This window comes from Streptomyces sp. NBC_01481, assembly GCF_026339995.1.
GTDB lineage: Bacteria > Actinomycetota > Actinomycetes > Streptomycetales > Streptomycetaceae > Streptomyces.
Map to the genome: position 1 here is coordinate 15,168 of NZ_JAPEPT010000006.1, position 14,187 is coordinate 29,354.

Sequence of the window (14,187 nt, forward strand, 5' to 3'; positions counted from 1 at the left end):
AGGAGAACTTCGCATGGCTGCAGGACCGAACAACCGGTTTCTCGGCAAGTTCCGGGGGCGGGTGATCGACAACAGGGATCCGCTCAAGCTCGGCCGGATCACGGCCCAGGTGCCGGATGTGCTCGGCGACGAGGCCTCCACCTGGGCGCTGCCGTGTCTGCCGTTCACCGGACGGCAGGCAGGTCAGTACGTCGTGCCCGAGATCGGCGCCGGTGTGTGGATGGAGTTCGAGCAGGGTGATCCCAGCTTCCCCATCTGGACGGGGAGTTGGTACGGCGACGCCTCCGAGCTGCCGCCGAGGGCGAGCGCCGAGCTGCCCGGCTCTCAGCCGGTGGTCATCCAGACGCCGGGCGCTCACAAGCTGGTGATGTCGGACGTGCCCGGCGGTACGGGGATTCTCCTTGAGGCCAAGGGCGGCGCGTACATCCAGATCGACGAGAAGGGCGTGACGATCGGCAACGGCAAGGGGGCGTCGATCGTGCTGATCGGCGACGAGGTCAACATCAACGAGGGCCGGCTGATCGTGCCGAAGAAGCGATGAGCACAAGGACCAAGGGAACGGGGAGCTACGTGTTGTCGGGGAATCTCGTGAACGGCGGCAGCGTGATCAGCTGCCCGCACGGCGGCCGGGTCGTGCCCGCCTCCGCCCCGTCGTCCGGCGTCCGGATCGACGGCCATCAAGTGCCCACCGCCGCCGACGTCTTCATCGTCAGCGGCTGCCGCCACACGGTCGACGGCGTGTCGCATCCGTGCGCCACCGTCCGCTGGACGCCGCACCGCGACAGCGTGCTCATCGACGGCTCACCCGTGCTGCTGGAGAGCACGTCCGCGCTCTGCTTCAGCGCCGCGCTGGTGCCGCAGGGCCCGCCGGTGGTCGCCGCGTCGGCGCGGGGGGTGTCGTCGCGATGAGGAGCGATATCGCCTTCCCCTTCCGCACGGACCGGCGGGGACGCACCGCGCACGCGGCGTACGACGAGCATGTGCGCGATCTGATCGAGCAGTTGCTGTTCACCAGCCCCGGTGAGCGCGTGATGCGCCCCGACTTCGGCTGTGGGCTGCTCGATCTGGTCTTCACGCCCAACAGCCCCGAACTGGCCTCCGCGCTGGAGCTGTCGGTGCAGGCGTCCCTGCAGCGCTGGCTGGGTGAACTGATCGAGGTGGAGGCCCTGGACGTGGTGAGCGAGGAGAACGTGGTCAGGGTGTATCTGCGCTACGTGGTGCGCTCCACCGCGAGCCGGCGCGACGACGTGTTCGAGGGGAGCGGCCCGGCATGAGCGGTACGAGCAAGGAGTTGGTCTGCCGTACGGACGGCAGGCGCGCCAAGGTACGGGCCGCGCAGCTCGGCGGTGTGGACGCCGTCGAGGTCGGTGACGACGGGCTGACGCTCACCGTCACGTTCCTCGGCAAGGCGCCCCACGGGCTGTGCCCGGAGAACATCCGCATCAACGGCGGGCGCCGGATCACCGGCATCGAGGCCGTCGAGGTGTCCGTCGAGCGCGAGGAGGACCCGGAGCTCGACGACCGGCTGTGCGTCACGCTGGACCGCACCGGCGACACGTCCCGGTACACGCTCTCCGTCGTGGACACCGATCCGTACGGACGGCCCGGCACCGAGCCCTTTCCCGGCTTCGACCAGCGCTATTTCTCCGCCGGGTTCGACTTCCGGCCCGACTGCCCGACCCCCTTCGACTGCAAGGACGAGCAGCCCGACTGCCCGCCTTCCTTCCCTGCCGCGCCGGTCATCGACTACACCGCACGCGACTACGACACGATCCGCCGCCTGATCCTGGACCGGCTGGCGCTGACCACCCCGGACTGGGTGGAGCGCAATGCCGCCGACCTCGGCACGACGCTGGTCGAGCTGCTCGCCCACACCGCCGACCGGATCAGCTATCAGCAGGACGCGGTGGCGACGGAGGCGTATCTCGACACGGCCCGCCGCCGTGTATCCATACGCCGTCATGTGCGGCTCATCGACTACCCGATGCACGACGGCGTCAACGCCCGCGCTTTCGTGGCGGTCGAGACCGTACGGCCGCTGACGCTGGAGCCCGGCACATACCGCTTCGCGGCCGTCGACGTCCGCAGCCTGGGGCCGCGCGACAGGCCCGCGATCGGCACCGTCATCGAGGACCGGGACCTGGCCGTTCTGGACGAGCGAGGGTCGGTCGAGGTGTTCGAGCCGGTCGTCGCCGACGAGCCGCTGGCGCTGCGCCCCGAGCACAACACCATCCGGTTCTGGACCTGGGGCGACGAGGTGTGCTCGCTGCCCAAGGGCGCCACATCCGCGACGCTGCGGGACGCGTGGGCGGACGAGGAGTGCTCGGTCAGGTCGCTGGAGCTGGCTCCGGGCGATCTGCTGCTGATCGAGGAGGTGCTGGGAGCAGTCTCCGGCACACCGGGCGACGCCGACCCCGCCCACCGTCAGGCCGTACGCCTCACCTCGGTCACGCCGGTCGTGGACCGGCTGGCCGACCAGCCGGTCCTGGAAGTCACCTGGGCGCAGGAGGACGCGCCGGCCTTCCCCGTCTGTCTGTCGACGCGGGGCGGCAGGGACTGCGAGCCGGTCGAGGATGTGAGTGTGGCGCGCGGGAATGTCGTGCTCGTCGACCATGGGCGCTCGCTGACGTTCTGCGGCGGAACGCCGGAGAACGTCACAGTGCCTCCCGCGCCCGCCGTCCTCGGTTCCTGCGATCCGTCCGGCTTCGGCTGCTGGGACCGCAAGGAGGGCAACGCCACGGCCGATCTGATCAACGCTCGTCTGGAGCAGACCCGTTGTGGCCGGTTTCTGACTGCTGATCAGGTACGGGAGCTGTTCACCGTCGTCGGCGAGGACGAGACCGCACGTGCGGGCCTCGGCCTGGAACTCGCGGGCCGCCGACGGGAGAAGGTCGTCCCCGGCACCGCCTACGAGCAGGCCGAGGCGCTGGAGACCCTGCTGGCTCAGGTCGTCTACCCCGGTATCCCGGCGCGCTTCCGGCCGGTGCTGCAGCGCTCCCCCGTGGTCCAGTCGGTGCCGTTCCCCGACCCGCGTCATGTCTCGGCGGGACAGTCCACCCGGCTGGCCGCCATCCCCGGACGCGTCCGGCAGCGGCTGGTGGAACTGTGGCGCAGCGCCCGCGACTGCGACGGACTCACGGAGCCCGAAATCGCCGAGCTGACGGTGCTGTTCGGGCTCCGGGTGCTGGAGCGTCTTGAGCTGCGCCGTCATCCGGTGCGCGTGCTGCGGGAGTTGCTGCATCGCAGCGAACGGCTGCTGGCCGCCAAGCTGCGTCGTCTGGAGGTGCTGACGGCCCGGGCACGGGCCGGTGCGGTGCTGGACGATTCCATCGCCTGGGAGATCACCCACACCTGGGGCGCGGAGTACGCGGCGGGGATCGATCCGGACGAGCCGGTGCTGCGGGGCCCCGCGGCCGCGCTCGTACAAGATCCGCGGGCCGCGCTTCCCGCCGTGACGGTCGCGGACGGCGAGGAGTGGTGGACCGCGAAGCGGGATCTGCTCGACTCGGGTGCGCGCGATCGGCACTTCGTCGGTGAGCTGGAGGACGACGGCCGGATCGCGCTGCGGTTCGGGGACGGGCGCCACGGCTCCCGCCCGCAGCCGGGCGCGCGCCTGGAACTGCACTACCGGCTCGGCGGCGGCACCGCCGGCAATGTCGGCGCGGAGTCCATCAACCATCTGGTGCTGTGCCGTGATCCCGAGGACGCGGACGCCGGGGACCCGATGCCCGTCGCGGGCGTACGCAATCCCCTGCCCGCCGTCGGCGGCACGGAGCCCGAGCCGGTCGAGCAGGTGCGCCAGCTCGCCCCGCTCGACCTGAAGCGCACGCGGCTGCGGGCCGTCACGGCTGAGGACTATGCGGCGCTGGCGTCGAAACTGCCGGGGGTGCAGCGGGCGGCTGCCGAGATCCGCTGGACCGGCAGTGTGCAGGAGGCGCATGTCGCCGTCGACGCGCTGGGCAACGGGGACGCGTCCCCGGCGCTGCTCGACTCGGTGGCGTACGCGCTGGAGAGCTACCGCCGGATCGGGCACGACCTGGTGGTGGGGCCCGCGCGGTCCGTGCCGCTGGACATCGAGCTGGCGGTGTGCGCGGCGCCCGGTCATCAGCACGGCCAGATTCTCGCCGAGCTGTACCGGCTTCTCGGCAACCGCGCGCTGACCGGCGGGCGGCTCGGCTTCTTCCATCCCGACGCACTGACCTTGGGTGAACCGGTGCGGCTCAGCCGTCTGGTGGCGGCGGCCGCGGCGGTCCAGGGCGTGGAGAGCGTACGGGTGACCCGGTTGCGCCGGCTGTTCCACGAAGATCCACTCGACGACACCGCACTGGAGGCAGGCGTGCTGCGGCTCGGCCCGCTGGAGATCGCGCGTTGCGACAACGACCCCGACCGGCCCGAGCTGGGCCGGCTCTCGATCGAGCTCGGCGGAGGTGCGCGATGAGCGGCTCCTGCGGTTGCGGCTGCGGCGGTCACGACGAACGCCATGCGCCGAAGGCTCTGTACAACCCGCCGGGCCGCACGGCCCTGAACTACCGCGTCGGCGAGTACGGCTCGTTCCTGGCGGCCATGCGCGACCGGCTCGCCTCACCCGCCTATCCGGCGCTGCGCGGGCTGACCGTCCGCACCCCCGACGATCCGTCGATCGGGCTGCTCGACGCGTGGGCGGTGGTGGGCGATCTGCTCACCTTCCACTCCGAGCGCATCGCCGACGAGGGGTATCTGCGCACGGCCGACGAGCACCGTTCGCTGGCTCTGCTGGGGCGGCTCGTGGGGCACCGGCCACGGCCGGGCATCGCCGCCGACACCCATCTCGCGTACACGCTGGACCGGGATCCGCGGGCCGAGGATGTGCCGGTGCTGATCCCGCGCGGCGCGCGCGCCAACAGCGTGCCCAGCACCTCCGACGAGGAGTCGCAGGCCTTCGAGACCAGCAAGGACCTCATCGCGCGCTGGGCGTGGAACGAGCTGGCGGTGCGTCGGCGCCGGCCGGCGCTGCTCACCCCGGACGATCTGCGCAAGCGCCCGGAGATCTTCGTCTCCGGGACCGACACCTCCCTGCAGACCGGGGACAGACTGCTGTTCGTCTTCGGCGGGGACAAGGACACCCCCGGGCAGCGTCTGCTGCTTCCGGTGGCGCGTATCCGCATCGACCGGGACGACGAGGTCACGGCGGTCGGGCTGCCGCAGTCCGCCCCGCCCTCGCTGTCCGAGCTGGTGGCCGGGCTGCGCGAGTGGATCACCGAGGACGAGCGGGAGGTCGAGGAGGGTGAGCCCACCCCCGACAACCCCAACCCACGTCCTGTCAGCCGGATCATCGAGGCCTTCGACACTCAGGTGCTCGCGCCGCTGCGTGCGGATCTGGCCGGGATCAAGACGCCCGCGCAGTTCGCGGCGCGGCTGGTCGAGCCGCACGACCGGCTCGCGGAGGCGCAGGCGATAGCCGCGCCGTACGAGGAAGTGGCCGCCTGGTTCGAGCAGTTGGAGGCCGTGGTCGGCGAGCTGATGGAGCGGGCGGCCGATCTGGAGCCTTCCCGCGCGGAGACTCCGGCGGCGGCTTCGGACTCAGCGGCCATGCGGGCGCTCGGCGCCGTACTTCCCGCGCTGCGCACCCGCGTGGTGCGGCCGCCGTCGGGGGCGCGCACGCTCTCCCACGATCCTGGCCGGTACTTCGCGCCGGGCTCCGATCTCGGTGCGCAGTTGCTGTCGGCGCTCGATCCGCGGGTCGCCGACGGCATGTACGCGGCGTGGCGACAGGCGGCGCCTGCCGCGCCCACACTGCTGCGGGAGCTTCAGGCGATGCGGGTGACCGCCGCGCCGTTCGGGGCGACGGCGCCGCTCAAGCCCGTGCAGGACGAGCGCGGGCGGGTGATCCGGCAGACGGACTGGCCCGTGAGCGGCGGGGAACTCACCACGATGCGGATCGTGTACGACACGGCCGGACGGGTTCCGGTGCGCGCCGAGTTCCAGCACATCGAGACAGGGTCCTCCTGGCAGCGATCGGAGAATCTGCCCACGGACACGAGCTTCGGTCTGGGGCCGGGCAGGGTCTCGCTGCAGACCCGGGTGGGCCAGGACCACGATCTCAGCTGGCTGACCAGGCGCCCCGCGGACTCCCAGGAGCCCGGTGTGACGGCCGAGTTCTCCCAGGGACTGCCGGAGCGGACGCTGTTCGTGTCGAGGCCGGCCGAGGACGGGCGGGTGCATGTGGCCGTGCAGAACGGCCAGCCGCTCAACTGGCTGCTGGCTCCCGGTGAGCACAAGCAGGTCACCCACGGCGGTGTGGAGGTGACGGCGCGGTACACGGTCGGCAGCGAGCCCGCGAATGTCGAGATCGGCATCGCGACCGTGCCGGAGCAGGCGAACCGTCATGTGCTTCCGCTCGACTCCGTACAGGACGGGATCACCGTCGGCAGCTGGGTCGCGGTCGAGCGTCCCCGCAAGGGCTCCGGGGAACCCGACGGCATCCCCGGCGACAAGAAGCTCGCGTTCGTGACCACCCGTGTCACCGCCGTACGCACGGCCGTGTACACCAACTACGGGATCACCGGCCGCGGCACCGAGCTGACGCTCGCCGATCCGTGGCTGGACGAGCACGACGTCCTGCTCTCGGCGATCCGGGACGCGACCGTGCACGCGGGCGGCGAGGCGCTGCGGCCCGCCGACGAGCCGCTGGGCGAGGACGTTCGCGGCAATGAGCTCGAACTGGCCGAGCTGTACGACGGGTTGCGGCCGGGCCGTCATCTGGTCGTCTCGGGCGAGCGCACCGACATCCCCGGCACGGCAGGGGTCCGCGGTACCGAACTGGTGGTGATCGCGGCGGTTGAGCAGCAGCTCGATCCGCGCCTGCCCGGCGATCACGTACATACGAAGCTGACGCTCACCACGGACCTGGCCTACCGCTACCGCCGTGACACGGTGCGCGTCCAGGGCAATGTGGTGCCCGCGACGCACGGCGAGAGCCGTGACGAGCCGATCGGCAGCGGCGACGCCGACCGGGCCAACCAGACGTTCACGCTCTGGCAGTCGCCCCTGACCTGGCTGCCTGCCGACAATCCTCTGGGCGCGACGCCCACCCTTGAGGTGCGCGTCGACGGACTGCTGTGGCACGAGGTGGACAGTCTGGCGGGGCGCGGTCCGCGCGAGCGCGTGTATGTCTCGGGGACGGCCGGGGACGGGCGTACGACGGTGACCTTCGGCGACGGGGTGCACGGCGCACGGCTGTCCACCGGGCACGAGAACGTCCGGGCCCGGTACCGCTTCGGCACCGGCAAGGCCGCCAACGTGCGGGCGGACCGCATCACTCAGGCGGTCTCCCGGCCGCTGGGCGTCAGTGCCGTCACCAACCCGCAGCCCGCCACGGGCGGCGCGGACGCCGACGGTCCGGGACTGACCCGGCGCACGATCCCGCTGGCGGTCTCGGCGCTCGACCGGCTCGTGTCCGTCGAGGACTACGAGGACTTCGCACGCTCGCGTGCGGGCATCGGGCGGGCCGCGGCCCGCCAGATCTTCGACGGCCGGCGCCGGGTGCTGCATGTGACGGTGGCCGGGGTCGACGGCATCGCGATCGCCGACGACTCGGAGGTGCTGCGTGCCCTGCGTTCCTCGCTGGCCGAGTACGGCGACTCGCGCCTGCCGATCAAGGTGGACGTGCGCGAGCTGGTACTGCTGCTGCTCGCGGCGAAGGTGAAGGTCGCCCCCGACCACACCTGGAGCGTCGTCGAGCCGCGGCTGCGGCGGGCGCTGCTGACCCAATTCGGCAGCGGGCGGCGCGAGTTGGGCCGTCCGGCGCGCCTGTCCGAGGTGCTGGCGACCGCCCATTCGGTGCCCGGTGTCGACTATGTCGACGTTGATGTGTTCACCGGCGTACCCGCGTCCGTGACGCCCGACGAGCTGACCGGGCTGGCGAGTTCGCTCAACCGGCCGCGCACCGCGGTCGGCGCCCGGCTCGCCGCGTACGACGAAGCAGTGCACCGCGTCACCGCCGACGACGGCGAAACGCTCACCCAGGTCGCCGCCCGGCACGGCATCTCCCTCGCCGAACTGCTGCGGCTGAACCCGGACATCACTGATACCCGGCGGCTGGAGAAGGGCCGGGCCGTGTTCGTCTTCCGCGGCATCCGGCCCGCACAGCTCGCCCTGCTCTCCCCGCATGTCGCGGACACGCTGATTCTGACGGAGGTCACCTCATGACCAGGGAACCGGACGGCCTCGCTGATCTGCTTCCGCAGTGGCACCGCCTGCGGGACGCCGAGGGCGGGGAGCCGCTGCGCGCCCTGCTCGCGGTGATCGCCGAGCAGGTCGACCGGGTGCGGGACGGGGTCGAGCAGGGGTACGAGGACTGGTTCGTGGAGACCGCGGCGCCCTGGGTGCTGCCGTATCTCGGCGATCTGGTGGGCTACGCCCCGCTGCCGGGCTACGAACGCGTACAGGCGCAGGGTCTGGAGGGCGAGAACGGGGACGATTCCCGCCTGCGGCTCGCCGAGGCCCTGGCGCCGCGCCGCGATGTGGCGGCCACGGTCGCCAACCGGCGCCGCAAGGGCACCCTCGCCCTCCTTGAGGAGCTGGCCGAGGACGTCGCCGGATGGCCTTCGCGGGCCGTGGAATTCTCCCGGCTCGTCTCCCACCAGCAGCCGGTGAAGCTGTACGGATCCGGCACGGACGCCGCCAACGCGCGGCGCCGGGAACGCGGCAGGCTCGTGGACGTACGCGACGGTGCGGCCCTCGATCTGGCAGGCGGGCCGTTCGGCACGGTGGCGCAGTCGGTGAATGTGCGGCGGGCCGACTCGGCACGCAGACAAGGCGGTTACTCCCCCGCCGGGGTGGGCCTCTTCGTCTGGCGGCTGAAGCCGTACCACGTGACCGGCGCGCCCGCGTACTGCATCGACCGGGCCCGCAACCTCTACACCTTCTCGATTCTGGGCAATGACACTCCGCTGGTGACCAAGCCGGTTCCCGAGCCGTCGGCGACCCATGTCGCGACGATCGACAACGTGCCCGCATACATCCGGCGCCGGCAGCTCGCCGACCGCCTCGCGGACTACTACGGGCCGGGCAAGAGCTTCACGATCTGGCGCGACGGCCAGGACGAGCCCGTGCCGCTCTCGGACATCGTGGTGGCGGACCTGACCCACTGGCGCTACCGGCCCAAGCGCGGCCAGGTGGCGGTCGATCCGGCGCTCGGCAGGATCGCGTTCGGTTCGCGGTCCGCGCCGCGGCAGGGCGTCTGGGTCACCTACCACTACGCGTTCGCGGACGACACGGGCGGCGGTGAGTACCCGCGCGAGCGTGAGACGCCGACGGCGAAGGTCTACCGGGTCGGCCCGGACCAGAGCTACCAGCGGATCATGGACGCGTACAACGACTGGCAGCGCGAGCGGCGTTCCGGGCAGTGCGGCCCCGGAGGCATCATCGAGATCACGCACAGCGGCGCCTACCAGGAGCAGCTGGACTTCGATCTGGATCCGGGCGACCGTCTTGAGGTGCGCGCCGCCGAGGGAACCCGGCCGGTCATCCGGCTGCTCGACTGGTACAGCAACCGGCCCGACGCGCTCAACATCCGCGCCCGGGAGGACTGCGAGGGTGAGCCTCCGCGGATCGTGCTGGACGGTCTGCTGATCACCGGTCGCGGGCTCAATGTCACCGGTCCGGTGGGCACGGTGGGACTGCGGCACTGCACGCTCGTGCCGGGCTGGTCGCTGGAGCCCGAGTGCCATCCGCACTCCCCCGAGGAACCCAGTCTGGTCCTGGACCGCACCACCGCGTGTGTGTCGATCGAGCGCAGCATCCTCGGCACCATCGAGGTCATCGGCGACGAGGTGAACCACGAGCCGCTGCCCATCCACATCCGGGACAGCATCCTGGACGCCACCGGCCACGACCGGGCGGCGCTGTCCGCCCCGGACTGCCGCCACGCGCACGCCGTGCTCCACGCGCACCGCACCACCGTCATCGGTGAAGTCCACACCCATGCCGTGGAGATCGCCGAGAACAGCATCTTCACCGGGCGGATGCAGGTGGCGCGGCGGGGCATCGGCTGTATGCGTTTCTCGTACGTGCCTCCCGGCTCTCGCACTCCGCGCCGCCACCGCTGCCAGCCGGACCTGTTGGGCAGTCAGAACGCCCAGCTGGTCCGCCCGCTGTTCACCAGTGAGCGCTATGGCACGCCCGCGTACGGGCAACTCGCGGCAGCCTGCGCGGAGGAGATCAAGCGCGGCGCCGAGGACGGTTCCGAGATGGGCGCCTTCCACGACCTGTACCAGCCCCAGCACGAGGACAGCCTGCGGGCCCGGCTCGCCGAGTACACCCCGGCCGGTACCGACGCCGGGATCATCCCCGTCACCTGACACGACATCAACTGCCCAATCTTTGAGGGGGACCCCTTCCCATGCATGCAGACATCTCCCGCAGCACCTTCCGGCCGGACCGGCACTACTCGGCTGTGATCGCCCAGCAGGGCCGCGTCCAGCTGGACGCCGACGCCAATGAGCAGACCGCGATCCAGCTGACGCAGGCCCGTACCACCGCGGCCGATCTGATCGGACAGCACGGCGGGCCGCGCGGCGCGACCGGCTTCGAGCTCCACTTCCTGGGCGGGAGCCGGGAGTTGGACGATCTTTCCATCGGCGGCGGACGCTATTACGTGGACGGCATCCTGCTGGACGCGACCCGCCCGCAGCCGGGCGTCCCGGTCGTGGACGACGCGCACAGCGCCGAGGAGGGCGAGAAGGACGAGCCCGCCGACGCGCCCGCGCCGACCGCGCCGCCGGCCACCTGGACGTACTGGGACCAGCCCGACGGATACCGGGACGCCGAGCGTCCCGGCGACCGGCTGCCCTCCCAGTTCCCGTATCTCGCCTACCTGAAGGTGTGGGAGCGCTCGGTCACGGCTGCCGAGGACCCGCTGCTGCGTGAGGTGGCGCTCGGGTCGGCGATGCCCGACACCGCGGCCCGGCTGAAGGTCGTGTGGCAGGTCCTTCCGCTGCCCGGCTCGCAGCTGGAGCCGGCGGACGGGGCGACGAAGGACCAGGTTCGGGCGGCCTTCACGAAGTGGGCTGCCGCGCAGGCGCCGAGCGCGCGGATGGCGGCGCGCAGCGAGCGTCCCGAGCACGCGGACGAGGACCCGTGCCTGGTGAAGCCGGACGCCCGCTACCGGGGCCAGGAGAACCAGATGTACCGCGTGGAGATCCACGAGGGCGGCGCGGCCAAGGACGCGACCTTCAAGTGGTCGCGGGAGAACGGCTCGGTGACCTTCGCGGTCGACGAACTCGCTGGCGCCTGGGTGGAATTGGCCTCGCTCGGCAGCGACGACAAGCTCGATCTGAACGTCGGTGACTGGGTCGAGTTCGCGGACACCGCCTACCTCAGCCGCAACGAACCGCTGCCGCTGCTGCGGGTCGAGGAGCTCGACCTGCCGGGACGCCGGGTGCGGCTCTCGGCCGAGCCGGACCCCTCGGTGGGCCGCCGCCCCGAACTCCACCCCTTCCTGCGGCGCTGGGACCACCGCTCGGGCTCCGGGCGCGCGAGCGGCTCCGGCCGTACGAAGCAGGGCGCGGCCAAGCTGCGCCATGGAGCCCTGCGGATCGAGGAGGGCGGCTGGCTGCCGCTGGAGGACGGCGTGTTCGTCTACTTCGAGCCCGGCAAGACCTATCGGACGGGCGACTACTGGAGCGTCGCGGCGCGCACCGCGACGGGCAATGTCGAGTGGCCGACGGATGCGGCTCGCCGGCCGCTGCTCCAGGCCCCGGCGGGCAACCACGTGCACTACGCGCCGCTCGCCTGGGTGCTCGGCGAGGGCTCGGTCGCCGACCTCCGCCAGACCTTCGCCCCGCTGGCGGCGCCCATCCCGGCGGCCGACGCCGAGGCGCTGGTGGCGGAGGCCACGTACGAGGCGGAGGCAGCGGCCGCGGAGAACGCCGCGGCGGGCGGTTCGGACCCGGGCACGGCGGGGCAGGACGTCGAAGGACAGCCCGACCACTGACGTAGCACCTGGAAAGGAGCACCACGATGGCAACGCCTCTGACCGCCTCCCAACTGGTCAAGGTTCTGCGTGACGAAGGGCTTCAGGTCGTCGAGGAGCGGAGCTGGCGCACGCACAACCGCAACCACAAGGGGCCCTGGGGCCCCATGCACGGCGTGATGATCCATCACACCGTCACCGAGGGCACCCAGAACTCCGTGGACATCTGCTACGACGGCTACTCCAGCCTGCCGGGGCCGCTGTGCCACGGGGTGATCGCCAAGGACGGCACGGTCCACCTGGTCGGCAACGGCCGGGCCAACCACGCCGGACTCGGCGACGACGACGTCCTGCGCGCGGTGATCAACGAGACTGCCCTGCCCTCCGACAACGAGGCCAACACGGACGGCAACCGCTACTTCTACGGCTTCGAGTGCGTCAACCTCGGCAACGGCTCGGACCCGTGGCCCGCGGTGCAGCTGGAGGCGATCGAGAAGGCCGCGGCAGCGATCTGCCGGGCACACGGCTGGACGTACCGCTCGGTGATCGGCCACAAGGAGTGGCAGCCGGGGAAGGTCGACCCGCGCGGGTTCACGATGGACTCGATGAGAGCGCGGATCAAGGCGCGTCTGGGCGGCGGGCCGGACGGCCCGTCGAAGCCGCCCGCGCCGAAGCCGCCGGCGACCTTCGAGCCCTTCCCCGGCGCCGCGTTCTTCGCGCCGGGGCGCCGCAGCCCGATCATCACCGCGATGGGCAAGCGGCTGGTGGCCGAGGGCTGCGGGCGGTACGAGGAGGGCCCGAGCCCGGACTGGTCGGAGGCCGACCGGAAGTCGTACGCGGCGTGGCAGCGGAAGCTGGGGTTCGCGGGGAGCGATGCGGATGGGATCCCCGGGAAGGCGAGCTGGGACAAGCTGAAGGTACCGAACGTCTGAGGGGGGTGTGGTTGGGGGCTGTTCCCCGACCCGCCCCTTCCCGTAACCGGGGCTCCGCCCCGGACCCCTTGCGGGGGCTCCGCCCCCGGACCCCCGCGCCTCAATCGCCGGCGAGGCTGAAATTACCGGCGGAAATCCAGCCCGTCCGGCGTTTGAGGACATGCGGCCGAAGGTCGCATACGGGGGCCCGGGGCCGAAGCCCCCACTCCGCGCCCGAAGCCGGCGCGCGGGGTCTGGGGGCTTGCCCCCAGTTACGAGAAGGGGCGGGGTGGGGGAAAGCCCAGACGGTGCCGCCGGCCGCCCGCGCGGGCCGGTAGGGTTCCGCCCCGCAAAGGGCGACCCCATCCGCCCGCACCGGAGGAACCCCATGAGCCAGCCCACCTTCATCGACGCCGACAGCCTCCGCGCCGCCCTCCCCCTCGCAACCGCCGTCACCGCCATCCAGCACGCCCTTCGCGACGGGCTCGACCCCGAAGCCGACCCGGCCCGTTCCGTGGTGCCGGTCGAGCACGGGCAGCTGCTGCTGATGCCCTCGCACTCCCGCCGCTACGCGGGCGTCAAGATCGCCACCGTCGCGCCCGGCAACCCCGCGCTCGGACTCCCCCGGATCCAGGGCAACTACCTGCTGCTGGACGCTGAGACGCTGAGCCCGCTCGCCGTGCTGGACGGTGTCGCGCTGACCGCGATCCGTACCGCCGCGGTGTCGGCGGCCGCCACCGATCTGCTGGCCGGGGCGGAGCCCGAGCGGCTCGTCGTCTTCGGCACGGGCCCGCAGGCGCACAGCCATGTCGAGGCGCTGCGCGCGATTCGCCCGACGCTGCGGCACATCACGGTGGTGGGCCGCGACGAGGACCGGCTCGCCGCCTTCCTCGCGCACTACGGCGGTGCGGGACCAACCGTGGAGGCGGGCGCCCCCGACGCCGTGGCGCGCGCCGACCTGGTGGCCTGCTGCACCACGGCTCGTACTCCCCTCTTCGACGGGTCAGCTCTGCCCGCGCATGCGACGGTCGTCGCCGTCGGCTCGCACGAGCCCGACGCGCGCGAGGTCGACGACACGACGGCGAGGCGGTCGACCGTCGTGGTCGAGGCGCACGGAGCCGCGCTGCGCGAGGCCGGTGACGTGATTCTGGCCGTCCGATCGGGTGCGCTGGACCCCGATGCCCTGGTGGACCTGGCAGACCTCGTACGCGGCACGGTGAAGGCCGACGCCTCCCGGCCCCGGCTCTTCAAGAGCGTCGGTATGGCCTGGGAAGACCTGGTCCTCGCCGGGGTCGCATACGAGTCCCGCCAGGGGTAGGGTAG

General features: G+C 72.0%; 9 protein-coding genes. All 9 read left to right on the forward strand.

Features of this window, described 5'->3' with window-relative positions:
- Window positions 1-13 precede the first annotated feature (13 nt).
- A complete protein-coding gene (locus OOK40_RS30060; RefSeq protein WP_266487778.1) occupies window positions 14-541 on the forward strand; it encodes a phage baseplate assembly protein V in 528 nt (175 codons plus the stop codon).
- On the forward strand, window positions 538-909 hold the full coding sequence (locus OOK40_RS30065) for a hypothetical protein (protein WP_266487780.1): 372 nt from the start codon (window positions 538-540) through the stop codon (window positions 907-909). The genes OOK40_RS30060 and OOK40_RS30065 overlap by 4 nt, the downstream gene beginning before the upstream one ends.
- Window positions 906-1,274, forward strand: coding sequence for a GPW/gp25 family protein (locus tag OOK40_RS30070; RefSeq protein ID WP_266487781.1), 369 nt, complete (start codon window positions 906-908; stop codon window positions 1,272-1,274). Before OOK40_RS30065 ends, OOK40_RS30070 begins: the two co-directional genes overlap by 4 nt.
- Window positions 1,271-4,438 carry a putative baseplate assembly protein gene (locus OOK40_RS30075; protein ID WP_266487783.1) on the forward strand — a complete coding sequence of 1,056 codons (3,168 nt, stop codon included), beginning with the start codon at window positions 1,271-1,273 and terminating at the stop codon, window positions 4,436-4,438. The genes OOK40_RS30070 and OOK40_RS30075 overlap by 4 nt, the downstream gene beginning before the upstream one ends.
- Window positions 4,435-8,187: a putative baseplate assembly protein gene (locus OOK40_RS30080; RefSeq protein WP_266487785.1), complete on the forward strand. Its 3,753-nt coding sequence runs from the start codon at window positions 4,435-4,437 to the stop codon at window positions 8,185-8,187. The genes OOK40_RS30075 and OOK40_RS30080 overlap by 4 nt, the downstream gene beginning before the upstream one ends.
- Window positions 8,184-10,340, forward strand: a complete 2,157-nt coding sequence (locus OOK40_RS30085) for a hypothetical protein (protein ID WP_266487788.1) — start codon at window positions 8,184-8,186, stop codon at window positions 10,338-10,340. Before OOK40_RS30080 ends, OOK40_RS30085 begins: the two co-directional genes overlap by 4 nt.
- A gap of 41 nt (window positions 10,341-10,381) precedes the next feature.
- The gene (locus OOK40_RS30090) at window positions 10,382-11,974 is read left to right on the forward strand and encodes a DUF6519 domain-containing protein (RefSeq protein WP_266487789.1); all 1,593 of its coding nucleotides are present in this window, start codon (window positions 10,382-10,384) and stop codon (window positions 11,972-11,974) included.
- A gap of 26 nt (window positions 11,975-12,000) precedes the next feature.
- The gene (locus tag OOK40_RS30095) at window positions 12,001-12,885 is read left to right on the forward strand and encodes a peptidoglycan-binding protein (protein WP_266487791.1); all 885 of its coding nucleotides are present in this window, start codon (window positions 12,001-12,003) and stop codon (window positions 12,883-12,885) included.
- Between the two features lie 367 nt (window positions 12,886-13,252).
- Window positions 13,253-14,182, forward strand: coding sequence for an ornithine cyclodeaminase family protein (locus OOK40_RS30100; RefSeq protein WP_266487793.1), 930 nt, complete (start codon window positions 13,253-13,255; stop codon window positions 14,180-14,182).
- The last annotated feature ends 5 nt before the right edge of the window (window positions 14,183-14,187 follow it).